24 protein-coding genes are annotated in these 24,392 nt (G+C 64.4%); 23 read left to right on the top strand and 1 reads right to left on the bottom strand.

The genetic code is table 11. The annotated features are described in order from the left end of the window. The first annotated feature begins 47 nt into the window (after positions 1–47). The 20 genes from Q0982_RS03850 to Q0982_RS03755 all read left to right on the top strand — a co-directional run bounded on the left by Q0982_RS03850 (position 48) and on the right by Q0982_RS03755 (position 20,553). A complete protein-coding gene (locus Q0982_RS03850) occupies positions 48–1,103 on the top strand; it encodes a sugar phosphate isomerase/epimerase (protein WP_299391898.1) in 1,056 nt (351 codons plus the stop codon). A gap of 12 nt (positions 1,104–1,115) precedes the next feature. Continuing rightward, positions 1,116–2,288 (top strand): Gfo/Idh/MocA family protein, encoded by a 1,173-nt coding sequence (locus Q0982_RS03845; protein ID WP_299391896.1) that lies wholly within the window; start codon positions 1,116–1,118, stop codon positions 2,286–2,288. Between the two features lie 246 nt (positions 2,289–2,534). Then, entirely contained in the window at positions 2,535–3,866 is a 1,332-nt protein-coding gene (locus Q0982_RS03840) for an ABC transporter substrate-binding protein (protein ID WP_299391893.1), read from the top strand. A 111-nt stretch (positions 3,867–3,977) separates the two neighbouring features. Continuing rightward, the gene (locus tag Q0982_RS03835) at positions 3,978–4,940 is read left to right on the top strand and encodes a carbohydrate ABC transporter permease (protein ID WP_299391891.1); all 963 of its coding nucleotides are present in this window, start codon (positions 3,978–3,980) and stop codon (positions 4,938–4,940) included. Continuing rightward, positions 4,937–5,887, top strand: a complete 951-nt coding sequence (locus tag Q0982_RS03830; protein ID WP_299391888.1) for a carbohydrate ABC transporter permease — start codon at positions 4,937–4,939, stop codon at positions 5,885–5,887. The genes Q0982_RS03835 and Q0982_RS03830 overlap by 4 nt, the downstream gene beginning before the upstream one ends. After that, complete coding sequence (locus Q0982_RS03825) at positions 5,884–6,111, top strand: hypothetical protein (protein ID WP_299391887.1); 228 nt, start codon at positions 5,884–5,886, stop codon at positions 6,109–6,111. Before Q0982_RS03830 ends, Q0982_RS03825 begins: the two co-directional genes overlap by 4 nt. A gap of 10 nt (positions 6,112–6,121) precedes the next feature. Then, a complete protein-coding gene (locus Q0982_RS03820) occupies positions 6,122–7,231 on the top strand; it encodes an ABC transporter ATP-binding protein (protein ID WP_299391884.1) in 1,110 nt (369 codons plus the stop codon). After that, on the top strand, positions 7,224–8,240 hold the full coding sequence (locus Q0982_RS03815) for an ABC transporter ATP-binding protein (protein ID WP_299391882.1): 1,017 nt from the start codon (positions 7,224–7,226) through the stop codon (positions 8,238–8,240). The genes Q0982_RS03820 and Q0982_RS03815 overlap by 8 nt, the downstream gene beginning before the upstream one ends. Positions 8,241–8,253: 13 nt before the next feature. Beyond that, on the top strand, positions 8,254–8,868 hold the full coding sequence (dhaL, locus tag Q0982_RS03810) for a dihydroxyacetone kinase subunit DhaL (RefSeq protein ID WP_299391879.1): 615 nt from the start codon (positions 8,254–8,256) through the stop codon (positions 8,866–8,868). Further along, on the top strand, positions 8,865–9,260 hold the full coding sequence (gene dhaM, locus Q0982_RS03805; RefSeq protein ID WP_299391877.1) for a dihydroxyacetone kinase phosphoryl donor subunit DhaM: 396 nt from the start codon (positions 8,865–8,867) through the stop codon (positions 9,258–9,260). Before dhaL ends, dhaM begins: the two co-directional genes overlap by 4 nt. Positions 9,261–9,286: 26 nt before the next feature. Beyond that, positions 9,287–9,610 (top strand): HPr family phosphocarrier protein, encoded by a 324-nt coding sequence (locus Q0982_RS03800; protein ID WP_299391874.1) that lies wholly within the window; start codon positions 9,287–9,289, stop codon positions 9,608–9,610. Continuing rightward, entirely contained in the window at positions 9,594–11,237 is a 1,644-nt protein-coding gene (ptsP, locus tag Q0982_RS03795) for a phosphoenolpyruvate--protein phosphotransferase (protein ID WP_299391872.1), read from the top strand. Before Q0982_RS03800 ends, ptsP begins: the two co-directional genes overlap by 17 nt. Further along, positions 11,230–11,655, top strand: a complete 426-nt coding sequence (locus tag Q0982_RS03790) for a hypothetical protein (RefSeq protein ID WP_299391869.1) — start codon at positions 11,230–11,232, stop codon at positions 11,653–11,655. Before ptsP ends, Q0982_RS03790 begins: the two co-directional genes overlap by 8 nt. Positions 11,656–11,683: 28 nt before the next feature. Beyond that, a complete protein-coding gene (gene dhaK, locus Q0982_RS03785; RefSeq protein ID WP_299391868.1) occupies positions 11,684–12,688 on the top strand; it encodes a dihydroxyacetone kinase subunit DhaK in 1,005 nt (334 codons plus the stop codon). Positions 12,689–12,886: 198 nt separating this feature from the next. Next, positions 12,887–13,576: a GntR family transcriptional regulator gene (locus Q0982_RS03780; RefSeq protein ID WP_299391865.1), complete on the top strand. Its 690-nt coding sequence runs from the start codon at positions 12,887–12,889 to the stop codon at positions 13,574–13,576. Positions 13,577–13,705: 129 nt separating this feature from the next. Continuing rightward, positions 13,706–15,451 (top strand): oxalyl-CoA decarboxylase, encoded by a 1,746-nt coding sequence (oxc, locus tag Q0982_RS03775; protein ID WP_299391863.1) that lies wholly within the window; start codon positions 13,706–13,708, stop codon positions 15,449–15,451. A 42-nt stretch (positions 15,452–15,493) separates the two neighbouring features. Then, a complete protein-coding gene (gene frc / locus Q0982_RS03770) occupies positions 15,494–16,771 on the top strand; it encodes a formyl-CoA transferase (RefSeq protein WP_299391861.1) in 1,278 nt (425 codons plus the stop codon). Between the two features lie 101 nt (positions 16,772–16,872). Next, positions 16,873–17,787 carry a methionyl-tRNA formyltransferase gene (locus Q0982_RS03765; RefSeq protein ID WP_299391859.1) on the top strand — a complete coding sequence of 305 codons (915 nt, stop codon included), beginning with the start codon at positions 16,873–16,875 and terminating at the stop codon, positions 17,785–17,787. A 93-nt stretch (positions 17,788–17,880) separates the two neighbouring features. Then, positions 17,881–19,554: a formate--tetrahydrofolate ligase gene (locus Q0982_RS03760; protein ID WP_299391857.1), complete on the top strand. Its 1,674-nt coding sequence runs from the start codon at positions 17,881–17,883 to the stop codon at positions 19,552–19,554. 138 nt (positions 19,555–19,692) lie between these two features. Further along, positions 19,693–20,553: a universal stress protein gene (locus tag Q0982_RS03755; RefSeq protein ID WP_299391855.1), complete on the top strand. Its 861-nt coding sequence runs from the start codon at positions 19,693–19,695 to the stop codon at positions 20,551–20,553. Positions 20,554–20,799: 246 nt separating this feature from the next. Here Q0982_RS03755 and Q0982_RS23835 read toward each other — a convergent pair whose 3' ends face one another. Further along, on the bottom strand, positions 20,800–20,949 hold the full coding sequence (locus tag Q0982_RS23835; protein WP_367575444.1) for a hypothetical protein: 150 nt from the start codon (positions 20,947–20,949) through the stop codon (positions 20,800–20,802). Positions 20,950–21,208: 259 nt separating this feature from the next. Here Q0982_RS23835 and Q0982_RS03750 point away from each other — a divergent pair, with 259 nt between their 5' ends. From Q0982_RS03750 to Q0982_RS03740, 3 genes are all read left to right on the top strand, one after another. Then, positions 21,209–22,093, top strand: coding sequence for a tripartite tricarboxylate transporter substrate binding protein (locus tag Q0982_RS03750; protein ID WP_299391852.1), 885 nt, complete (start codon positions 21,209–21,211; stop codon positions 22,091–22,093). 139 nt (positions 22,094–22,232) lie between these two features. Further along, positions 22,233–22,736, top strand: a complete 504-nt coding sequence (locus Q0982_RS03745; protein WP_299391850.1) for a tripartite tricarboxylate transporter TctB family protein — start codon at positions 22,233–22,235, stop codon at positions 22,734–22,736. Positions 22,737–22,825: 89 nt separating this feature from the next. After that, positions 22,826–24,340, top strand: coding sequence for a tripartite tricarboxylate transporter permease (locus tag Q0982_RS03740; RefSeq protein WP_299391847.1), 1,515 nt, complete (start codon positions 22,826–22,828; stop codon positions 24,338–24,340). The last annotated feature ends 52 nt before the right edge of the window (positions 24,341–24,392 follow it).

Genomic DNA, 24,392 nt, shown 5'->3' with positions numbered 1-24,392 from the left:
GCTGCGCCGGTGTCATCAGAAGTCGGCGCTACGAGAGGAGATGCCTGATGAAGACGATCAAGGGCCCGGCGATCTTTCTGGCTCAGTTCGCCGGTGACGAAGCCCCCTTCAATTCGCTGGAGTCCATTGCGGGCTGGGCCTCGGCGCTCGGCTACAAGGGCGTGCAGATGCCGAGCTGGGACGGGCGCCTCTTCGATCTCAAGAAGGCCTCCGAAAGCAAGGACTACTGTGACGAGGTGAAGGGCGTTCTCGCCAGCCACGGTCTGGAACTGACGGAGCTTTCCACCCACCTGCAGGGCCAGCTTGTGGCGGTGCATCCGGCCTATGACGATGCCTTCGACGGGTTCGCGGCGCCCGAGGTGCGCGGCAACCCCCAGGCGCGCCAGGAGTGGGCCGTCGACCAGCTCATGCGCGCGGCCAAGGCCTCGGAGAACCTGGGGCTCACCGCCCATGTCACCTTTTCCGGAGCGCTGGCCTGGCCTTACATCTATCCCTGGCCGCAACGCCCGCCCGGGCTTGTCGAGACCGCCTTCGACGAGCTGGCCAAGCGCTGGCGGCCGATCATGGATGCCTTCGATGCCGCCGGCTGTGACCTCTGCTACGAGATCCACCCGGGCGAGGACCTGCACGACGGTGTCACCTTCGAAATGTTCCTGGAACGGCTCGGCAACCACCCGCGCTGCAACATGCTCTACGATCCCAGCCACTACGTCCTGCAGGCGTTGGACTATCTGGAGCACATCGACATCTACCACGACCGCATCAAGATCTTTCACGTGAAGGACGCGGAGCTGAACCCGACCGGCCGCCAGGGTGTCTATGGCGGTTACCAGTCCTGGGTGAACCGGGCCGGGCGCTTCCGCTCCCTCGGCGACGGCCAGGTCGATTTCGTCGGCATCTTCTCCAAGCTGACGGGCTACGGCTTCGACGGTTGGGCGGTGCTGGAGTGGGAGTGCTGCCTGAAGCACCCGGAGGACGGTGCGCGCGAGGGCGCCACCTTCATCCGCGATCACATCATCCGTGTCACCGAGAAGGCCTTCGACGACTTCGCCGACGCCGGCAGCGACGAGGGTGCCAACCGGCGCATGCTCGGCATCGCGTAAGGGGGAGACGACATGGCAATCGAAGGGCGCGGCGATGCGCGCAGCGGCGGGCGGATCCGCCTGGGTATGGTCGGCGGCGGGCAGGGGGCCTTCATTGGCGCCGTGCATCGCCTCTGCGCGCGGATGGACGACCACTACGATCTGGTGGCCGGGGCGCTGTCATCCCAGAAGAAGCGCGCTGTCGCGTCGGCGCTGGACCTGGGCATCGCCAGGGACCGTGCCTACGGCTCCTATGAGGAGATGGCGGCCAGGGAGGCCAAGCGGCCGGATGGTATCGAGGCGGTGGCCATCGTCACGCCCAACCACATGCACGCGCCGGTCGCCAAGGCCTTCCTGAAGGCGGGCATCCACGTGATCTGCGACAAACCGCTGACCACCACGGTGAAGCAGGCGAAGGATCTCGTGACCTTGACGAAGAAGAGCAAGTGCCTCTTCGCCGTCACCTACAACTACTCGGGCTATCCCATGATCCGCCAGGCCCGCGCCATGGTGGCGGCGGGGGAGCTGGGAACCCTCCGGGTGGTGCAGGCCGAATACCCGCAGGACTGGCTGACCGAGCGCCTGGAGGCCGAGGGCCACAAGCAGGCCAAATGGCGCACCGACCCCAAACAGTCCGGCGCCGGCGGCTGCATCGGCGATATCGGCACCCATGCCTATCATCTGGCCGGCTTTGTCTCCGGCCTGAAGATCGACTCGCTCTGTGCCGATCTTTCCACCTTCGTGAAGGGCCGCAAGGTCGACGACAACGCCGCCATCCTGCTGCGCTACAAGGGCGGCGCCCGGGGCATGCTCTGGGCCAGCCAGGTGGCGCCGGGAAATGAGAATGCTCTCCGGCTGCGCGTCTACGGCGACAAGGGCGGATTGGAATGGAGCCAGGAAAGCCCCAACGAACTCTGGCACGCGCCCTATGGTGCGCCACGCCGCCTTCTGACGCGCGCCGGCAACGGCGCCGATGCGGCGGCAGGGCGGTTGACGCGGGTGCCGCCCGGCCATCCGGAGGGCTACCTGGAAGGCTTCGCCAACGTCTACACGGAGGTCGCCGCGGCGCTCTATGCCGCGCGCAGCGGCGGCAAGCCCGACCCGGCGGTCATCTTTCCGACTGTGGCCGACGGTCTTGAGGGGGTTGCCTTTGTCGAGGCGGCGGTGAAATCCAGTGCGAAGGGTGCGGTCTGGGTGAAGCCCTGAGATTGGGTTACGTCGCCGGACGCGTGAAGAAAGACCTTGCGATGTTTAGTGAAGTGAGATTTACTAAACCAAATTAATAAACAATGACCGGAGACCACAAGGCCTTCGGCAGGGAGTAGAAGAGCCACGCCAGCCTTCTCAGACGACAACAAAAACAACGGAATTCAGTGCACCCGCGTGGTGCCTGAATGGCGCGGCGGCGGGTTTGCCGGACAACGCGCCCCCAAACCCTAGGGAGGAATAACGATGAAGAAGGTTCTTGCTTTGGCGACCGCGGTCTCAGCCGCCGCGCTTGCTTTTGCCGGGCCGGCGGAGGAGGCAAAAGCGCAGTCTGGCGATTTGACGCTGTGCTGGGCGGCCTGGGATCCGGCGAACGCGCTTGTGGAGCTGTCCAAGGACTTCACCGCGCAATCGGGCATCGGCATGAAGTTCGAGTTCGTGCCCTGGCCAAACTTCGCCGACCGCATGCTCAACGAGTTGAACTCGGGCGGTAAGCTCTGCGACCTGCTGATCGGCGACAGCCAGTGGATCGGCGGCGGTGCGGAAAACGGCCACTACGTAAAGCTGAACGATTTCTTCGAAGAAGCCGGCATCTCGATGGATGACTTCGCGCCGGCGACCGTCTACGCCTATTCCACCTGGCCCAAGGGCTCGCCCAACTACTACGCCCTGCCGGCGATGGGGGATGCCAACGCCTGGTTCTACCGGAAGGACTGGTTCTCCCGGCCGGACCTGCAGGCGGCTTTCAAGGAGAAGTACGGCCGCGATCTGGCACCGCCCACCACCCAGATGGAACTGAAGGACCTTGCCGAGTTCTTCCAGGGCCGCGAGATCGACGGCCAGAAGCGCTACGGCGCGGCGATCTTCACCGAGCGCGGCTCGGAGGGCATCACCATGGGTGCCACCGGCGCGCTCTACGCCTGGGGCTTCAAGTACGAGAACACGCCCGGCAGCTACGACATGGAGGGTGCGGTCAATTCCGCCGATGCGGTTGCGGCGCTGGAGTTCTACAAGGACCTCTACGAGTGCTGCACGCCGCCGGGCTACACCGACAGCTACATGCAGGAGAGCCTCGACGCTTTCAAGTCCGGCCAGGTGGCCATGGCGATGAACTGGTTCGCGTTCTTCCCCGGCCTTCACAAGGACGAAAAGGTCGGCGGTGACAACATCGGTTTCTTCGTCAACCCGGGCCAGAAGATCGAGGCCTCGACCCTCGGCGGCCAGGGCATCTCCGTCGTCTCCTATTCCGACAAGAAGGAGCAGGCGCTGGAGTACATCAAGTGGTTCGCCCAGCCGGACGTGCAGAAGAAGTGGTGGTCGCTGGGCGGCTATTCCTGCCACGTTGCCGTGCTGAACGACCCGTCTTTCAAGCAAAGCCAGCCCTTCGCGGCCGACTTCCTGCTGGCCATGGACGGCGTTCAGGACTTCTGGCAGGAACCGACCTATGCCGAGCTGCTGCTGGCCATGCAGAAGCGCCTGCATGACTACGTGGTTGCCGATCAGGGCACGGCCCAGGAGGCCCTCGACAAGCTGATCGAGGACTGGACCGAGACCTTCGAAGACGAAGGCAAGCTCTAGGCACAGCGATCGGGGCACTTCCGTCTCCGGCGTCTCAAGGGCGCCGGGGACGGGACCCTGGTCCTTTCTTATCCGGCCGGCATCTGGGCCCGCATTTGGAACGACGCTCCCATGGACGACAGCTCGACGGCACAGCGCATCGCCAAGTCCGCCGCGGCGGCGACGCCTCCGGCGATGGCGCGGCAGATCCGTGGCCTCTCGGACCGCGCGATCGCCTGGCTGTTCGTCACCCCGACCATCATCCTGCTGCTTGCGATCAACATCTTTCCGCTGATCTGGACGGTCTACCTCTCCTTCACCAACTACAGGGCCAACCGCCTCAATCGCGAAGTCGAGTGGATCGGGCTCCGGAACTATGAGCGGGTTCTGACCGACACCGACATCTGGCACACCCTGCAGGTCACCGCCCACTTTGTCGGCTGGACCATGTTCTTCCAGGTGATCATCGGCTTCGGGCTGGCCTGGCTGATCAACAAGCAGTTCCGCGGTCATTCCTTCTGGACCACCCTGATCCTGCTGCCGATGATGCTGTCGCCGGCGGTGGTCGGGAACTTCTGGACGTTCCTCTATCAGCCGCAGATCGGCCTGTTCAATTACATCGTCGCCTTCTTCGCCGGGATCGAGCCCTCCTCCTTCCAAATGATCGGCGACGTGAACCTCGCGCCCTGGGCCATCGTCATCGTCGATACCTGGATGTGGACGCCCTATGTGATGCTGATCTGCCTGGCCGGCCTGCGGTCGATCCCCGACTATATCTACGAAGCGGCCGAGGTTGACCGCGCCTCGAAGTGGCGCCAGTTCTGGTCGATCACCGTGCCCATGGTGCTGCCCTTCCTGATGCTGGCGGTGCTGTTCCGGGTGATCGAGAACTTCAAGATGTTCGACCTGGTGGTGGAGCTCACCTCCGGCGGTCCCGGCTCGGTGACCGAGCTCGCCTCCATCAATCTGAAACGCGAGGCCTTCGAGAAGTGGCGCACCGGCTACTCTTCGGCTTTTGCGATCATCCTTTTCGTCACGGTCTTCGGCGTCGCCAACATCTACGTCAAGGCTCTCAACAAGGTGAAGCAGCGATGAGTGCCGCCAGCGCACATTCCGTCGTGGAGTCGAAGCCCTGGACGCGGCATCTGGCCGGCGGCGTGGTGATCCTCTACGCCCTGATCACCATCCTGCCGCTGGTCTGGATCCTGATGACCAGTTTCAAAACGCCGCCGGACTCGATCTCCTATCCGCCGAAGGTGATCTTCGAGCCTTCGCTGGAAGGCTACGTGAACCTCTTCACCACGCGCACCCGCCAGACGCCGGAGTACATGGCCTCGCTGCCGCCGCCGGAGAACTGGGTGGAACGTCTCGTGCGCGACCGCAACATGGTGATCGCAGGGCCGTCGAAGTTCGGCGAGCGCTTCCTGAACTCGGTCATCATCGGCTTCGGCTCGACATTCCTTTCGGTCTTCCTCGGCACCCTGGCGGCCTATGCCTTCTCGCGCTTCAAGGTGCCGCTGAAGGACGACCTCATGTTCTTCATCCTCAGTACGCGGATGATGCCGCCCATCGCGGTGGCGATCCCGATCTTCCTGATGTACCGCACTCTCGGGCTCTCCGACACGCATCTGGGCATGATCCTGCTCTACACGGCAGTCAACGTGTCGCTGGCGGTCTGGCTGCTGAAGGGCTTCATCGACGAGATCCCGCGCGAGTATGAAGAGGCGGCCCTGATCGACGGCTACACGCGCCTGCAGGCCTTCGTGAAGGTCGTGCTGCCGCAGGCAGCGACCGGCATCGCCGCCACCGCGATCTTCTGCCTGATCTTTGCCTGGAACGAGTATGCCTTTGCCCTGCTGCTGACCTCCGGCACAGCCCAGACGGCGCCGCCCTTCATTCCGACGATTATCGGGGAGGGTGGGCTCGACTGGCCGGCGGTGGCGGCGGGCGCGACCCTCTTCCTCATTCCCATCGTGGTTTTCACCATCGTGCTCAGGAAACACCTGCTGCGCGGCATCACCTTCGGAGCGGTCAGGAAATGAGCCGCCAGGACATCGATCACCGCAAAGACAGCGAGAGCCAGAGTCTGCTCACCCGCTTCCTACAGTTGCGCCGGGGACCCTGGGAGAACCTGGCGACCGTCATCATTGCCGTGGGCACATTCATGCTCATGCAGCCCTTCTACCTCGAGCTCTTCACTTACTCCTTCGTCACCATTCTGACCGGCACGGTGATGTTCATCATCGTCAGCCACTTCAAGGAGTAGCGAGAGCGCTATGGCCGAGATTCGGGTGGAAAGCCTGCGCAAGACCTTCGACGACTTCGTCGCCGTCGCCGACTCCTCCTTCACCATCGAGGACGGAGACTTCTTCGTCATGCTGGGGCCTTCGGGCTGCGGCAAGACCACGACCCTGCGTATGATCGCCGGGCTCGAGCTGCCGACTTCCGGTGTCATCCGGCTGGACAGTGAGGATGTGACTTTCAACCGTGCCTCAGAGCGCGATATCGCCTTCGTGTTCCAGCTCTTTGCACTCTATCCGCATATGAACGTGCGCCAGAACATCGGCTTTCCGCTGAAGTGTATCGGCCGTCCGCGGAGCGAAATCCGCGAGCGCGTGGAAGAGACCGCGCGGCTCCTGCGCATCGACCATCTGCTGAGCAAATCGGTCTCCGGCCTGGCCGGGGGCGACCGGCAGCGGGTGGCGCTGGGCCGGGCCATTGTGCGGCGGCCGAAAGCTTTTCTGATGGACGAGCCGCTGGGCACCCTGGATGCCGAGTTTCGCGACCTGATGTGCGAGGAACTGCGCTCCTTGCACGACCGCATTGACGCGACCACGGTTTATGTCACCCACGATCAGCTCGAAGCGATGTCCATGGCCGACAAGATCGCGGTGATGAACCAGGGGTACATCGAGCAGCTCGGCCCGCCGCAGGAGATCTATGACCGCCCGGCCAGCATGTTCGTTGCCGATTTCATCGGCTCGCCGCCGATGAACTTTCTGGCCTTTGGGGGCGTCCTTCAGAAGGGTGCGACGAGCGTAGCGGTGAACGGCGCGCAGGTGGCCGTGCCGGCGCTGCGCCAGGATCACGGCGAGGCGGAGTACGCTCTGGGCGTGCGGCCGGAGCACATCCGCTTCGACGACGGGGCTGCGCTGCGGGGCAAGGTCTTCGAAACCGAATACCTTGGTACCAACCAGATCGTCACCGTGGAAACGGCCCAGGGCAGGGTGAAGGCGCGCCTGCGGGCCGACACCCGTGTCAGCGCCGGCGAGACGGTGGGGCTGACCTTCCTCTCGGAGCGGCTGTCGCTTTTCGAGACCGAGAGCGGGCGGGCCCTGCGGACGGCGCTCCACAATGCAGCGCCCGGGGGAGCGGCCCATGGCTGAGGTCCAACTGCAGGGCGTCACCAAGCGCTTCGGAGACCTGACCGCCGTCGAAGGGATGGACCTGACCGTCGCCGACGGCGAGTTCGTGGTGCTGCTGGGCCCGACCGGTGCCGGCAAGACCACGACCCTGCGGCTGGTGGCCGGCCTCGAGAAGGCCGATGAGGGCAGCATCCATATCGGCGGGCAGGACGTCACCGGGGCGCCGCCGACCGTGCGCGACGTCAGCTTCGTCTTTCAGCAGTACTCGCTCTATCCGCATCTGACCGTCTACGACAACCTTGCCTTTCCTCTGCGCTCGCCGGTCCGCCGGGTGCCGGAGGAGCAGATTCGCCAGCGGGTCACCGAGATCGCCGAGATGCTGCGCATACCCGGCAAGCTGGCCAACAAGGCGACCCAGCTTTCGGGCGGCGAGATGCAGCGTGTCGCCATCGGCCGGGCGCTGGTGCGCGCACCGCAGATCTATCTGATGGATGAGCCCCTGTCCTCCCTGGATGCCAAGCTGCGCGCCGAGATGCGTGTGGAACTGAAGCGCATCCAGAAGGAACTGGGCGCGACCCTGCTCTATGTGACCCACGACCAGATCGAAGCCATGACCATGGCGAATCGCATCGGCGTTATCGACCACGGGCGGCTTATCCAGGTCGGCGCGCCCAGGACGATCTACGAGGAACCGGACAACGTCTATGTCGCGACGCGCCTCGGCCAGCCGGCAATCAATCTGATTCCGCGCGATCTGCTTCCGGCCGGCAGCCTGCCCGCGGCAGCGGCGACGATCGGCGCGCGCACGGAGCACATTCGCATCCGCAAGGCCGACACCGGCAGCGCCCAGGGCAGGGTGCAGTGGATCGAGCACCTGGGGGACCAGAACCACCTGCACGTCACGGTGGGCGAACGCAAAATCACCACCCTGGTGGAACCGGACTCGCCGCTGGAGGTGGATGACCAGGTGACCCTCGAACTGATCAACCCGCTGTATTTTGACAGCGCCGGTGCGCGCGTGAGGGCATGAGAGTGAGGATAGCATGCTAGAGGATGGCGAAAGCCGGCGCCGCCTGATCGAGACCGTGGCGCAGGCGGTGATAGACCACGCGGAGGAACTGACCGCGCTCGATCAGGCGATCGGGGACGGCGACCACGGCGTGAACATGAAGCGCGGCGCCGAGGCGGTGCTGGCCGATCTCGATAGCCTGGCGGAAAAGTCCCTGCCTGAGGCCCTGAAGAGCATCGGCATGGCGCTGGTGATGAAGGTGGGCGGTGCTTCGGGACCCTTGTACGGCACTTTCTTCATGACCCTGGGCAAGAGCCTGCCGGAAACACCGGCCACCGCCGATACCCTGGCAGCCTTCGAAGAAGCGCTGGAAGCGGTGATGGCCCGGGGCAAGTCGCACCCCGGCCAGAAGACCATGCTGGATGTCCTGGCCCCGGCCCTGGAGACGCTGAAGGCCGAGCCCAAGGCGTCGCCGGGGCTCTGCGCTGCGGTGGCTGAAGCGGCTAAGGCAACCATTCCGATGCGCGCCGAACGCGGCCGCGCCTCCTTTCTGGGGGAGCGCTCGATCGGCCACATGGACCCAGGCGCCCGGTCCTCGGCACTTATGATCGATACCGTCAGCAAGGCCCTGGAGGCCTCGGCGAAATGAGCGAGGACAAGGTTGGAATCGTCATCGTCTCCCATTCGCCGGAGGTCGCCCGCGGCACCGCGGACATGGTGCGCCAGATGGTCGGCGACGAGGTCCCGCTGGCGTGGTGCGGGGGCGACCCGGATGGCGGCCTCGGCACCTCGGTCGAGACTATCCTGGGGGCGATTGATCAGGCCTGGACCAACGCCGGCGTTGCCATTCTCGTCGATCTGGGCGGGGCGGAAACCAACAGCGAAATGGCGGTGGAAATGCAGCCCGACGAGCGGCGCGGGCGCATTGCAATCTGCAACGCGCCGATCGTCGAAGGCGCGGTGATTGCAGCGACGGAAGCTTCCGGCGGTGCGCCGCTGGAGGTGGTTCGCCGCACGGCCGAGGAACTGTCGCCGGCCTGACTGCCGGTATCGAGAACGACGACCTTATGACGACTTTATCGAGTACGGCGGAAGAAATGGAAGAAGCTTCAGTCCTCATGACCCATGCGGTCGGCCTCCACGCAAGACCTTCGGTGAAGCTTACCAAGCTTGCCAAGACCTTTACCGCGCACATCGAACTGGCGGTCTCGGAGGACGGTCCCTGGATCGATGCGAAAAGCATCGTCCGGGTCATGGCCGCCAAGGCGCCCAAGGACACGGTGCTGTTCTTTCGCGCCGAAGGCGATGACGCCGGCGATGCGGTCTCGGCGCTGACGGCACTTGTTGAGCGCGACTTCGATGAAGGTCAGGCGGATGCCGCCAACGCCTGATCGCAACGGGCTCCTGTTTCAGGGCACCCCGGCGGCGCCGGGTCTGGCAGTCGGCCCGCTTATCGTCCTGGAGGACGAAGCGGTTCCGAACGAAGCGCCCGCATCGCCGGCAGGCCTCGACCCGGAAGCGGAAGCCGGTCGGCTGCGGGCGGCCATGAGCGAGGCCGTGGCCGAGCTTGCGGCGCTTCTTGCCGATCTCGACGCAGAGACCGCCGGAATCATCGAGTTCCAGGTCGCCGTGCTGGAGGACGATGCGCTGATCGATCCGGCCCTTGCGGCCCTGGCGGACGGCAAAAACGCGGCGATCGCCTGGCGCGCCGCTTTGGACACCCAGATTGCCGACTATGAAGCGGCCGACGACGAATACTTCCGCGCCCGCGCAAGCGACCTCTCGGACCTGAAGGACCGTGTGCTGCGGCATCTCAGCGGCCGTGCGCTGCCGGCTCAGGACCTGGCCGGCAAGGTGCTGACGGGCCGCGACCTGACGCCCAGCCGCTTTCTGGAAACGGACTGGACCCGCGGCGGCGGGCTTGCGCTGCGTCAGGGCAGCCCCTCCAGTCACGTGGCCATGCTGGCGCGGGCCCGCGGCGTGCCCATGGTGGTCGGGCTTGGCGATGCCGAGCTGCCCGATGGGGGAGAGGCCCTGCTGGACGGCGAAAGCGGCCTGCTGATCGTCGATCCCAGCAGCGCCGAGCGTGCCGCCTTTGCCGACCGGCAGGCGGCAGCAAGGCGGGTGCAGGCCGAAGAGGCTGCATTTCGCGGCAAGCCGGCGGTGACACGCGACGGAACGCCGGTTGCCGTCATGATCAACGTCGCCGATCCGGCGGAACTGGACGCGCTCGATCCCAACGACTGCGACGGGATCGGGCTGGTACGCAGCGAGTTCCTATTCCACCGCGCCGGCGGGCTGCCGGATGAGGAAAAGCAGTACCGCGCCTATCGGCGGATGCTCGAATGGGCCGAAGGAAGGCCGGTGGTCATCCGTACACTGGACGCCGGTGGGGACAAGCCGATTGCTGGTCTGACGATGGCCGAGGAGTCCAATCCCTTCCTGGGCGTGCGGGGACTGCGGTTGTCGCTGGCGCACCCGGAGATATTCCGGGTTCAGCTCCGCGCGCTGGCCCGCGCCGCGCCGCACGGCAGTCTCAAGATCATGCTGCCGATGGTGACCCGTCCGGAAGAACTGCACGCGGCACGGCGTCTCTTTGATCAGGCGCTGAAGGAACTGCAGGACGAGGGCACGGCTTGCGCGGCGGCGCCGATGGGCATGATGGTCGAAGTGCCGGCGGCGGCCATCGCGCCGGAGCTCTTTGCCGAGGCGGACTTCTTCTCCATCGGCTCCAACGACCTGACGCAGTACGTGACTGCTGCGGGGCGCGATATCGCTGCCGTGGCGCCGCTCAACGACGTCTCCCATCCGGCGATGCTGAAGCTGATCACGTGGCTGGTTGGCAGCGCGCGGGCCCTCGGTATCGAGGTCAGCCTCTGCGGCGATGCCGGCGGCGAGCCGTCCCGGATTCCGGCGCTGCTGGGCTGCGGATTGCGCAGCCTCTCTGTCGCGCCGCTGGCCCTGGGGCGCACCAAGGCGGCCATCGCCGGCATCGCGCTGGGCGACGCGCATGGCTAGGTCCCCTGCCGTCGCCTCGGCCGATGCCGTCGCCGCCTACAAGGCGGTGCTGCAGGGCGTGCTCGACAAGCGCCCCTCCGGCACCCGCCAGCGCCTCGCCACGGCGCTCGGCAAGAACCGCAGTTTCATCTCGCAGATCTCCAACCCGGCCTACTCAGTGCCGATCCCCGCGCGCCATCTGGAGACGATTTTCGAGATCTGCCACTTCTCGGTCGAGCAGCGACGCAGTTTTCTGAAGAGCTATGGCCTGGCGCATCCGGCCCGCCTGAAGCTGGTGAAGGACGCGCCAAAACTGCGCGAGCATCGCATTCACCTGCCGGATCTGGGGGATGAGGCGCGCAATCGCGAGTTGGAACGCGTCATCGAGGAGTTCGTTCAAAAAGTCGCGCGCTTGTTCGAACAGGGGCGACAGCCCTGAGGGCGCAAGGCAGAGGAGAGAGGACGTCATGAAGAAGCTGATCAACGCCACCGAGACGGTGCTCACCGAAAGCCTGGACGGTTTCGTCTCGGCCCACAGCGACCTTCTCGCCCTGGGGGAAGAGCACAAGTTCGTGCGCCGCATCCAGCCGAAGGCCGGCAAGGTGGCCCTGATCTCCGGCGGCGGCTCGGGCCACGAGCCGCTGCATGGCGGCTTTGTCGGCCACGGCATGCTGGACGCGGCTTGTCCGGGCCAGGTCTTCACCTCGCCCACGCCCGACCAGATGCTGGCGGCGGCGGAGGCGGTCGACGGCGGGGCCGGAACGCTTTTCATCGTCAAGAACTACGAAGGCGACGTCATGAACTTCGAGATGGCGGCGGAGATGGCTGCCGGCGAGATCATGACGGTGCTGACCAACGATGACGTTGCGGTGGAGACTTCCACCTTCTCGACGGGCCGGCGCGGTGTTGCGGGGACGCTGTTCGTGGAGAAGGTCGTGGGGGCCGCCGCGGAGGAGGGGCGTGACCTCGCTGCCCTGAAAGCGCTGGGCGACCGTGCCAACGCCGCCACCCGCTCCATGGGTGTCGCCTTGACGAGCTGTACCGTGCCGGCCGCGGGTACGCCGACCTTCGATCTCGGCGAAAACGAGATGGAACTGGGCGTCGGCATTCACGGGGAACCCGGTCGCCGCCGTGTGGCGTTGGCTTCGGCCAACGAGATCGCCGAGGAGATGGTGACCGCCATTCTCTCGGACTTCGGCGATCGGGCCCACGGTGGTGAGGCCAGCGGCGAGGCCTTTGTCCTGCTGAACGGCTTCGGCGGCACGCCGCTCATGGAACTCTATCTGATGTTCAACGCAGCGGAGCAGCTGCTCGCACGCCGCGGCGTCACCATTTCCCGCAGCCTGGTTGGGAATTACGTCACCTCCCTGGAAATGGCCGGCTGTTCGCTGACGGTCACTCTGTTGGATGACGAACTGCGCAGGCTCTGGGATGCACCGGTGCACACCCCTGCACTGCGCTGGGGTTTGTGATATTGAGATCAATGATATGCGGGGTATTTCCAAGATTTCCTGTTAGGAATTCATAACGCTTTTGTCCCCGGAACGGGGCGGGAATGATATTGTCGGCGGCTGGTTTGTGGGCTATTGTATACCAAGAACCAGACGCCGAGCGCCAAAGCCCGCTGCAGCGTCTGGCCCTTGCCACGACGGAACGGACCGACCCCGCCGATGCTGCCGAACAAGCTCGAAGTCAAGCCGATCGAGACGACCTTCAGCTTGAAGGAGCACATCTACGAGACGCTGCGTGACGGCATAACCTCCATGAACATCTATGCCGACGACGCCCAGTTGAAGCTGGACGAGCGGCAGCTCTCCGAGCAGCTCGGCATCAGCCGTACGCCGATCCGTGAAGCTCTGGCGCGCCTGGAGCAGGAAGGGCTGGTTACCGTCATTCCGCGCCGCGGCGTCTTTATCGTCCGCAAGTCGCGCAAGGAGATCCTGGAGATGATCACGGTCTGGGCGGCGCTGGAAAGCATGGCCGCCCGGCTGATCACCCAGAATGCCTCCGACGAGGGCATCGCCTCCTTGCGCAAGCTTTTCACCTCTTTCGAGAACGGGCAGGTCCAGGCGCACATCGACGAGTACTCGGACCGCAACATCGAGTTTCATCAGTCGATCCTGGAGCTCAGCGGCTGCGCTCTGTTGAAGGAAACCGCCGATCGCCTGTTCATTCACATGAAGGGTATCCGGGCCCGGACGATTTCGGAACAGGACCGGGCCAAGCGGTCGATCATCGACCATCTGCACATTATCGAGGCGCTGGAAGCCCGCGATACTGAACTCGCGGAGCGCCTAGTGCGCGAACACACTTTGAATCTGGCGGCGCACATCGAGGCGCACGTCGATTATCTCGATTGAATGAGGCCTCGACTGAGTGAGCCCTCGACTGGGTAAGGCAGTCGTCGCGTCACAGGGGCGGAGCCGAACAAGGTCCATACAGAAACCAAGTCGCCAAGGCGAAGCGTTCTTTTTTGGGAGCAATCAAAGATGTCAGCATCCGTACAGAGCCTTGATGCCACCGTGGAACAAGCCGCCGAGTCAGAGGCCCTGACCGACGGTTTTCACCTCGTCATCGACGCGCTGAAGCTCAACGGCATCAACACCATCTATAACGTCCCGGGCATCCCGATCACGGACCTTGGCCGCTACATGCAGGCCGAGGGCATGCGGGTCCTGTCGTTCCGCCACGAGCAGCATGCCGGCTACGCCGCTGCCATCGCCGGCTTTCTGACCAAGAAGCCCGGGGTCTGCCTGACGGTCTCCGCGCCGGGCTTTCTCAACGGCCTGACGGCCCTGGCCCACGCCACCACCAACTGCTTCCCCATGATCCTCATCAGCGGGTCTTCCGAGCGGGAGATCGTCGACCTGCAGCAGGGAGACTACGAGGAGATGGATCAGCTCGCCATTGCCAAGCCGCTCTGCAAGGCGGCCTACCGCGTGCTGCATGCCGAGGACATCGGTATCGGCATTGCCCGGGCCATCCGCTCGGCGGTGTCCGGGCGGCCCGGCGGTGTCTATCTTGACCTGCCGGCCAATCTGCTGGGTCAGGTCATGAACGCGGAAGCCGGTCAACAGTCCCTCGTGAAGGTCGTCGACGCCGCGCCGCGCCAGTTGCCGGCGCCGGAGGCCGTCGCGCGGGCGCTGGAGGTGCTGAAGGGCGCCAAGCGGCCCCTGATCGTCCTTGGCAAGGGGGCTGCCTACGCCCAGGCCGACGAAGAGATCCGCGCCCTGGTCGAGAAAAGCGGCTTTCCCTATCTGCCGATGAGCATGGCCAAGGGCCTGCTGCCCGACACCCATCCCCAGTCGGCCGGCCCGGCCCGCTCCCTGGTGCTGAAGGAGGCCGATGTCGTCCTGATGATCGGTGCGCGGCTCAACTGGCTGCTCTCCCACGGCAAGGGCAAGACCTGGGGGAACGCGCCGAAGAAGTTCGTCCAGATCGACATCGAGCCGAAGGAGATGGACAGCAACGTCGAGATCGCCGCGCCGCTGGTGGGCGACATCGGCTCCTGCGTCTCCGCCCTGCTTGAGGCGATGGGCGATGGCTGGACCCCGCCGCCCGCCGACTGGACCGAGGCCGTCAGGGCGAAGAAGGACGCCAACATCGAGCGCATGGCGCCGCGGCTGCAGAACAACAACGTGCCGATGGACTTTCACGGCGCCCTGGGCGTGCTGCGGACCATCATCGCCGAGCGGCCGGACGCCGTTCTCGTGAACGAAGGGGCCAATACCCTCGATTTCGCGCGCAGCATCATCGACATGTACAAGCCCCGCAAGCGCCTGGACGTCGGAACCTGGGGCGTCATGGGCATCGGCATGGGCCAGGCCATCGCGGCGGCGGTTGAGACCGGGCTGCCGGTGCTGGCCGGCGAGGGCGACAGCGCCTTCGGCTTCTCGGGCATGGAGATCGAGACGATCTGCCGCTACAACCTGCCCATCTGCGTGGTGGTCTTCAACAATGGCGGCATCTATCGCGGGACCGACGTCAACCCGACCGGCGGCGCGGACGCGGCGACCACTGTCTTCGTCAAGGATGCGCGCTACGACAAGATGATGGAGGCCTTCGGCGGCGCCGGGTACTACGCGACCTCGCCCGATGAACTGCGCCGCGCGGTCAACGAGGCCATGGACTCCGGCCGGCCGGCCCTGGTGAACGCGGTCATCGACGAAGCGGCAGGCACGGAAAGCGGCCGCATCGGCAATCTCAATCCGCAGAGCGTGGTTGCCAAGAAGTAGCCCAGCTCCAACGAGTCAAACTTCAGAATACAGGAGCACGGTATGAAAGCTCTCGAAGGCGTACGCATCCTGGACTTCACCCATGTTCAGTCCGGGCCGACCTGCACCCAGCTTCTGGCCTGGTTCGGCGCCGACGTCATCAAGGTGGAACGGCCTGGTGTGGGGGATGCCACCCGCGGCCAGTTGCGCGACATCCCGGACGTCGACAGCCTCTACTTCACCATGCTGAACCACAACAAGCGCTCCATCACGCTCAACACCAAGAGCGAGAAGGGCAAGGAGGTTCTGACCAAGCTGGTACAGTCCTGCGATGTGCTGGTGGAGAACTTCGCCCCCGGTGCGCTGGACCGCATGGGCTTCGGCTGGGAGCAGGTGCAGAAGATCAATCCGCGGATGATCTACGCCTCCGTCAAGGGCTTCGGCCCCGGGCCTTACGAGGACTGCAAGGTCTACGAGAACGTTGCCCAATGCACCGGCGGCGCCGCTTCGACCACCGGCTTCCTGGACGGGCCGCCGACCGTGACCGGCGCGCAGATCGGCGATTCCGGCACCGGCCTCCACCTGGCTCTGGGCATCGTCACGGCGCTGTTCCATCGCGAGACGTCGGGCAAGGGTCAGCGTGTGCTGGCCGCCATGCAGGACGGGGTGTTGAACCTCTGCCGGGTGAAGCTGCGCGATCAGCAGCGCCTCCAGCATGGGCCTCTGAAGGAATACAGCCAGTTCGGCCAGGGCATTCCCTTCGGCGAAGCGACGCCGCGGGCCGGCAACGATTCCGGCGGCGGTCAGCCCGGCTGGATCGTCAAGTGCAAGGGCTGGGAGACCGACCCCAACGCCTATGTCTACTTCATCACCCAGGCCGCCGTCTGGGGCAACATCTGCGATCTGATCGGCAAGCCGGAGTGGAAGGAAGACCCGGGCTATGCGAAGCCGGAGGCCCGGCTCGACAAGATCCCGCAGATCTTCGACACCATCGAGGGTTGGACCAAGACCAAGACCAAGTTCGAGGTCATGGAGGCCTGCAACCCGCTGAACATTCCCTGCGGGCCGATCCTCTCGATGCAGGAGCTGGCGGAGGAGCCGAGCCTTCGGGAAACCGGCACCATCGTCGAGGTCGACCACCCGGAGCGCGGCAAGTACCTGACTGTGGGCAATCCCGTCAAACTGTCGGACTCGCCTGCCGAGGTGACCCGCTCGCCGCTGCTGGGCGAGCACACCAACGAGATCCTGAGCCAGGTCCTTGGGCTTTCCGAGGACGAGATCCAGGAGACCTGGGCCAGCGGGGCCCTGGGCGATCTGCCGGAGCAGGCCGCCGCTGAATGACCGAAGAGTGTCGCCGCCGGATCAGCCGATCCGGCGGGAATCGTCGTTGATCACACCGTCCTTTCTGAGGCACGGCCAATACACGGGGGAAACAGGCAGGCATGCGGATTGTCGTCCATGGCCAGCAGGCCTTTGGCAAGGCCGTGCTCGAGAAGCTTCTGGAGCGTGGGGAGAATGTGGTTGGGGTGTTCTGCGCCCCCGATAAGGAGGGGCGGCCGACCGATCCCCTGAAGGAGTTCGCCCTGGAGAAGGGCCTGCCGCTGCACCAGCCCGCGTCCTGGAAGACGCCGGAGGCCGAGGAACTGATGCGCTCCTTCGCGCCGGACCTCTGCGTCATGGCCTATGTGACGCTTTTCGTGCCCCAGCCGGTGCTCGACGTTCCGGAGAAGGGCACGATCCAGTACCACCCCTCGCTGCTGCCTTTGCACCGCGGCCCAAGCTCGATCAACTGGCCGATCATCATGGGCCGCAAGGAAACCGGCCTGACGATCTTCTGGCCCGACGAAGGGCTCGACGAGGGCCCGGTGCTGCTGCAGAAGACGGTCGAGATCGGTCCCGACGACACGCTGGGCACGCTCTACTTCAACCAGCTCTTCCCCATGGGTGTGGACGCCATGGTCGAGGCTGTCGATCTGGTGCGCGACGGCAAGGCACCGTCGATCCCTCAGGATCACAGCAAGAAGACCTACGAGAGCTGGTGCCGCAAGGCGGACGCCCAGATCGACTGGTCGAAGCCGGTGGACGAGGTCTACAACCTGATACGCGGGACCAACCCCCAACCGGGCGCCTGGACCACCTTCAACGGCAACGAGGTGAAGATCTTCGACTCCGGCAAGGTCGAAGGTGCGGGCGATCCGGGCAGCGTTATCGCCGCCGAGGACGGCAGCTTCACAGTGGCCGCCGGCGGCGGCGCCATCCGTGTCGATCGGGTGCGCCCGCACGACGACAAGAAGATCTCCGCCGGGGACTATGCGGCCAAGGCCGGCCTCAGCGTCGGCGCCAAGCTCGGGACCTAGCCAACACTATCCAGCGCCTTGCCCCGGCCCGTCTTGGCGCGGCGCGGGGAACCGTTACAGACAGCAATCAATTGAAATCAGGCAGAAAAAACGATGGCCAAGTCCGATATCGAAATTGCCCGCGAAGCCAGTATGAAGCCGATCACCGAGATCGGTGCCAAGCTCGACATGCCCGCCGACGCTCTGATGCAGTACGGTCCCAGCAAGGCGAAGGTCAGCTTCGACTATCTGGAGTCCCTGAAGTCCAAGGGGGACGGGCGGCTGATCCTGGTGACCGCGATCTCGCCGACGCCGGCCGGCGAGGGCAAAACCACCACCACCGTGGGTCTGGGCGACGGTCTCAACCGGATCGGCAAGAAGGCCATGATCTGCCTGCGCGAGCCTTCGCTGGGACCCTGCTTTGGCATGAAGGGCGGGGCAGCCGGCGGCGGCTACGCCCAGGTGGTCCCGATGGAGGACATCAACCTCCATTTCACCGGCGACTTTCACGCCATCACCTCCGCGCACAATCTGCTCTCGGCGCTGATCGACAACCACATCTACTGGGGCAATGAGCTGGGCATCGACGAGCGCCGGGTCTCCTGGCGCCGAGTGCTGGACATGAACGACCGGGCGCTGCGCGACACAGTGACGTCGCTCGGCGGGGTCGCCAACGGCTTTCCGCGCCAGACCGGCTTCGACATCACCGTGGCCTCGGAGGTCATGGCGATCTTCTGCCTGGCCGACGGACTGGAGGATCTGCAGACGCGCCTGGGCAACATCGTGGTTGCCTACACCCGCGACCGCAAGCCGATCTATGCGCGCGATCTGAAAGCCGAAGGCCCGATGACCGTTCTGCTGAAGGATGCGCTGATGCCCAACCTGGTGCAGACGCTGGAGAACAACCCGGCCTTCATCCATGGCGGTCCTTTCGCCAACATCGCCCATGGCTGCAACTCGGTCTCGGCCACCAAGTCGGCCCTCAAGCTGGCCGATTATGTGGTGACCGAGGCCGGCTTCGGCGCCGACCTTGGCGCCGAGAAGTTCTTCGACATCAAGTGCCGTAAGGCCGGGCTCAATCCGGAAGCGGTTGTCATCGTCGCCACCGTGCGGGCGCTGAAGATGCACGGCGGCGTCGCCAAGGACGCCCTCGGCGACGAGAACGTCGAAGCGGTGAAGAAGGGGTTGGAGAACCTCGGCCGGCACATTGCCAACGTGGCCAAGTTCGGTGTGCCCGCTGTGGTGGCCATCAACCGCTTCGTGAAGGACAGCGAGGCCGAACTGGCGGCGATCCAGGCGTTCACCCAGACGCTCGGCGTCGACGCGGTGGTCTGCGAACACTGGGGCAAGGGCTCGGAAGGCACCGAGGAGCTGGCGAACAAGGTGGTCGGCCTGCTCGACGGCGGCAAGGCCGCCTTCAAGCCGCTTTACGAAGACGGCATGCCCCTGTTCCAGAAGATCAATACCATCGCCAATGAGATCTACGGCGCCGAGGAGGCCATCGCCGACAAGAAGATCCGCGATCAGTTGAAGCAGTGGGAGGATGCGGGCTACGGCGATCTGCCGGTCTGCATGGCCAAGACCCAGTACAGCTTCTCGACCGACCCGAACCTGCGCGGCGCGCCCAGCGGCCATGCGGTGCCGATCCGCGAGGTTCGCCTGTCCGCCGGCGCCGGCTTCATCGTCGTCATCTGCGGCGAAATCATGACTATGCCGGGCCTGCCGCGGGTGCCTGCTGCCAACAGCATTGCGCTCGACAAGGCGGGATTGATTCAAGGTCTGTTCTAGGGCCTGTTAGAAAGAGCCAAGGAGCTTTGCAGTTCGCGCCGTCGGCGGGCAGAAGTCGTTAAGACCGCTCACTGTCGGTGTTAAATGTCTCGGCGGATGTGTGAGCCCCCGGGACCTGCTGGCAGGGAGAGGTGCGAAATGACTGTCCGAACAATCCTGGTGCCGGTGCGTGGCGATGGCCTGGGCGAGGGAGTACTGGATCATGCCTGGGCTTTGGCCAAGCGTCATGTCGCTCATCTGGAAGTGCTGCACTGCCGCCCCAAGCCACAAGACATGATCCCCTACGGCGTACCGATTCCAGCCAGCCTGATGAAGACCATCACGACGTCGGCCACGGCCCTGGCGGATGAGGAGGAAGGCCAGATCCGTAAGCTGTTCGACGACTACTGCTCCAGGCGGGACATTGCGGAAGTCGATGGCTTTCCCTGGCCGGCGGACCGCGTCTCGGCCACCTGGCGCGAGGCGACCGGCAAGCAGGCGAACATCATCGGCCGGCGCGGCCGGTTGGCCGACCTCATCGCGGTCGCCCAGCCGGACCGGGACCGGAATCTCGGGCTCAACACCCTGCAGGCGGCGCTGCTCGAATCCGGCAAGCTGGTCCTCATGTGCCCCCCGCGTCCCGTCGAATCCCTGGGCGCGCGGGTGGCCATTGCCTGGAACGGCAGCGGGGAGGCGGCACGTGCGATGACCACGGCCCTGCCGATTCTGAGAGAGGCCGAGGCGGTCACCTTGCTGGCGCCCGAAGACTCGAAGCTTCCGGTCGCGGTCGAGGAAGCAAAGATCTATCTCGACACGCACGGCGTGACGTCCGCTTGCGAGCGGTTCACCGCCAAGTCCGCGGCGGTTGCCCAGACGCTGCTCGATTCGGCGCGCCGACTTGGCTGCGACTGCCTGCTGATGGGCGCCTATGGACAGAGCCGGCAGCGCGAGTTGATCCTCGGCGGGGTGACCCAGTACGTTGTCGACCACACAGATCTGCCCATTCTGTTTATGCATTGACCGGGCTTTCGCAGCATCCGCTTACGCCCATCGCTGTGCTGTGCTTCACCTTTAAGTTGTAAGAGCCGGCGCAGTCTTATCAACCAGCAGTATAGTTTTGGCAGGGCTTCGGCGGCATCCCGCTGGCCGGCAGCGTCACGCTTGATGCCGATCTCCCAAAGGGCCTAGCATCCCGCTTTGCTTGGGAAAGTCATTCGAGGAAGGCCGGGTAGTCGAAATTAGGAGGTGAAGCAATGAACAAGACATCTATTGGTAATGTTTTGAAAAGAAGAGACTTTGCACAGCGATTGCTGACGCATTCGTCAATATTGCGCTGCAGCAATTCCACTGAAACTTTATTGCAGCGATGAGAACAGTGGACCTGACGCCTAACCCGCGGTATTTTGTATACCACACACCATGTGTTTGCGCTGCAAGAGCGGTGATTTGTGAAGATTAAAAAAAGGATAAGGCTCAACGACATTTATTGCTGGGTTTTCAACCTAATGGGGAATACCCTGGCGGCCTGTCCGACAAGAATACCGGGAGGTAATCAAACATGAGAGTTACCAGAGGAATTCTAGCTGGCGGCGTGCTGGCTTTGACAATGGGCGTCGCAGTGTCAGGTGCAACGATCTCCGAAGCCCAGGCGTGGGAGCCCAGGAAGCCCGTCGAGATGATCATCATGGCAGGCACCGGTGGCGGTGCCGACCAGCTGGCGCGGCTGATCCAGGGCATCATCGACCAGAACGACCTGTCCCCGAGACCTTTCATCCCGATCAACAAGCCGGGTGGCTCGGGCGCCGAGGCTCTGCGCTACCTGCAGGACAAGGCCGGCGACGATCACACCGTCTTGGTGACGCTCAACAGCTACTACACCACACCGATCATCAACCAGGGCCTGGGCGTCGACGTGACCAAGTTCACGCCGATCGGTCTTATGGCGCTGGATACGTTCCAGCTTTGGGTCACCTCGGACAGCGGTATCGATTCGCTGGACAACTGGGTCCAAACGGTCAAGGCGGCGGACAACTGGAACGTCGGCGGCACCGGCAAGGGGCAGGAGGACTCCATCCTCTTCGCCATGCTCCAGGCCGAGTTCGGCATCGACAACATCACCTACATTCCCTTCCCGGGCGGGGGCACTGTTGCCAAGAACCTGATCGGCAAGCACATTGCCTCGACGGTGAACAATCCATCGGAGCAGATGCAGTTCTACCGTGCCGGCCAGAGCCGTCCTTTGGTCCAGTTTACCGACGAGCGGCTGGGGGCTTTCCCGGACGTGCCGACCAGCAAGGAGCTGGGGCATGACATCGTCTACTTCATGCAGCGCTCCTTCAACGCGCCTCCGGGCATGTCGAGCGAAGCCCAGGAGTGGTACATCAGCCTGTTCGAGAAAGTCTTCAATTCCGAGCAGTGGCAGAGCTACTGCAAGGAAGAAGGCCTGATGTGCGAGAGCTGGGTTGCCGGCGCCGATCTGGCCGCCTTCCACGATCAGCAACTGGCGCGTCACCAGGCTCTGATCGAAAAGGTCGGTGCTGAAGCGATCACCGGCGAGTAACCGTTATGGGGCAGGGGGGTGACGTTCGGAGCGCCCCCCTAACCCCGCCGCCTTGGTCACGGCCGCCTGGCCGACTCCGGAATCATAAAAAAGCATAGATTCATCCGCTGAAGCTGCGCGTTGTCAGGGAGGCGCCGGTATGACGGTCCGTACTGCCGAGTTGTTGGTTGCGGTGATCCTCGCGCTCTTGTCCCTCGGTCTGATGTGGAAGAGCACAGAGCTCAACATCGGCTGGGTCGCGGGGGCGGGACCGGGCGGTGGCGCCTGGCCCTTCTGGCTGTCCGTCGGCATGCTGGTCACTTCGCTGTGGACCATCCTGCGCTGGTTCCGCCGCGTGACGCCGCAGTCTCGCTCCAAAGAGATCTTCATGAGCGCCGACACCCTGGCCATCGTCGGTCCGGTGGTGGTCGGGTTGCTGCTGCTGCTGGCCGGCACCCATCTCATCGGCATGTACGCCGCGGTCTTCCTGTTCATGATCGCCTTCGTGCGATTCCTTGGCCGGCATTCCTGGTTCGTCACGCTCGCCCTGGCGGTGGCGGCACCGGTGGCGATGTTCCTGCTGTTCGAATGGGCACTGACGACACCGCTGCCCAAGGGCATCACTGAGCCGGCGTTCTATCCGATCTACGATCTCATCTACTGATCCCGAAAACCATACGGCACGCCGGGACGTGGCCCGTCCGGGGCCGCGGCGTGAAACCAGGCAACAGGCAAAGCAGGCGGTAGACGGACATGGAAACCATCATCGATCCTCTCCTTGGCGGGCTGCTCGAAGCCATTCAACCGGTCAACCTCATGATGATGGTGATCGGCTGCATCATCGGGCTGTTCGTCGGCGCGATGCCCGGCCTCGGGTCGGTCAACGGCGTTGCGATCCTGCTGCCGATCACGTTCCTCGTGCCGCCGAACGCGGCGATCATCTTCCTGGCGGCGATCTACTACGGGGCCATGTACGGCGGTGCCGTTTCGTCGATCACGCTGGGGATACCAGGGGCCTCGACCGCTGTCGCCACCGTCTTCGACGGCCGGCCACTGGCCATGACGGGCCGTGGCGATCAGGCGCTGATGGCTGCCGCCCTCGCGTCCTTCATCGGCGGCACGATCGCCGCCGTGCTGTTCACCATCGCGGCACCGCCGCTGGCCAATTTCGCACTGTCCTTCGGGCCCCAGGAAGAGTTCGCCCTCATGGTGCTGGCCTTCGCCACCTTCATCGGTCTGGGCGGCGACGACATTCCGAAGACCATGTTCTCGATCTTCATCGGGCTGGTGCTGGCGGCGGTCGGCTACGACATCATTTCGGGCAATCCGCGTCTGGTGTTCTTCGACATCGACGGTTTCCTGCGCGGCGTCAGCTTCCTGGTGCTGGCGATCGGTATCTACGGCATCGGCGAGATCCTCTGGACCATGGAACAGTCCGGCGGAAAGATGCAGGTGCACTATGTGAAGTCGTCCTTCCGTTCCGTCGTCGAGAACATGAAGAAGGTCAAAAACTACCTCACGCAGACGGTGTTCAGCGGCGTGCTCGGCTACTTCGTCGGCATCCTGCCCGCAGCCGGCGCCACACCGGCTTCGCTGATGGCCTATGGCTTGTCCAAGACCTTCTCGAAAGACCCGGAGTCGTTCGGCAAGGGCAATGTGGTCGGTGTGGCAGCACCCGAGTCGGCCAACAACGCCGCTTCCACCGGGTCCATGCTGCCGATGCTGACCCTCGGCATCCCCGGTTCGCCCACCACCGCGATCCTTCTGGGCGGCATGATCATCTGGGGGCTGCGGCCCGGCCCGCTGCTGTTCGTGGAGCATCCGGACTTCGTCTGGGGGCTGATCGGCTCGATGTACATGGCCAATCTCTTCACGGTGATCATCAACATTGCGTTCATCCCGCTCTTTGTGCGGGTTCTGGTCATGCCTTTCACCATTCTGGCGCCGATTATCTTCGTGCTCTGCCTGGTCGGCGGCTACTCGCCGAATTCGTCGCTGCACGACGTCTGGCTGATGGTGCTCTTCGGGGTCTGCGGTTACATCCTGCGCAAGCTGGACTACCCGGTGGCGCCGGCCGTGCTGGCCATCGTCCTGGGCGGCCTTGCCGAGCGGTCGCTGCGTCAGTCGCTGCTGTCGTCGCAGGGCGATCCGATGACCTTCCTGGAACGTCCCTTGTCGGCGACCATCTTCTTCTGCGCCTTCGCGCTGGTGATGGTGCCGATCATTCGCCGCATTTTGTCCAAACGGCCCCAGGCAGCTGGAACCTGAGGGCGGCTGGCTCGGCTGAACGGTTCCCGAAGGCCCGTCAAGCAAAGGCGGG

The organism is Pelagibius sp. (genome assembly GCF_028281305.1).
GTDB lineage: Bacteria > Pseudomonadota > Alphaproteobacteria > Kiloniellales > Kiloniellaceae > Pelagibius.
This window is presented reverse-complemented; position numbering and strand designations above follow the sequence as displayed.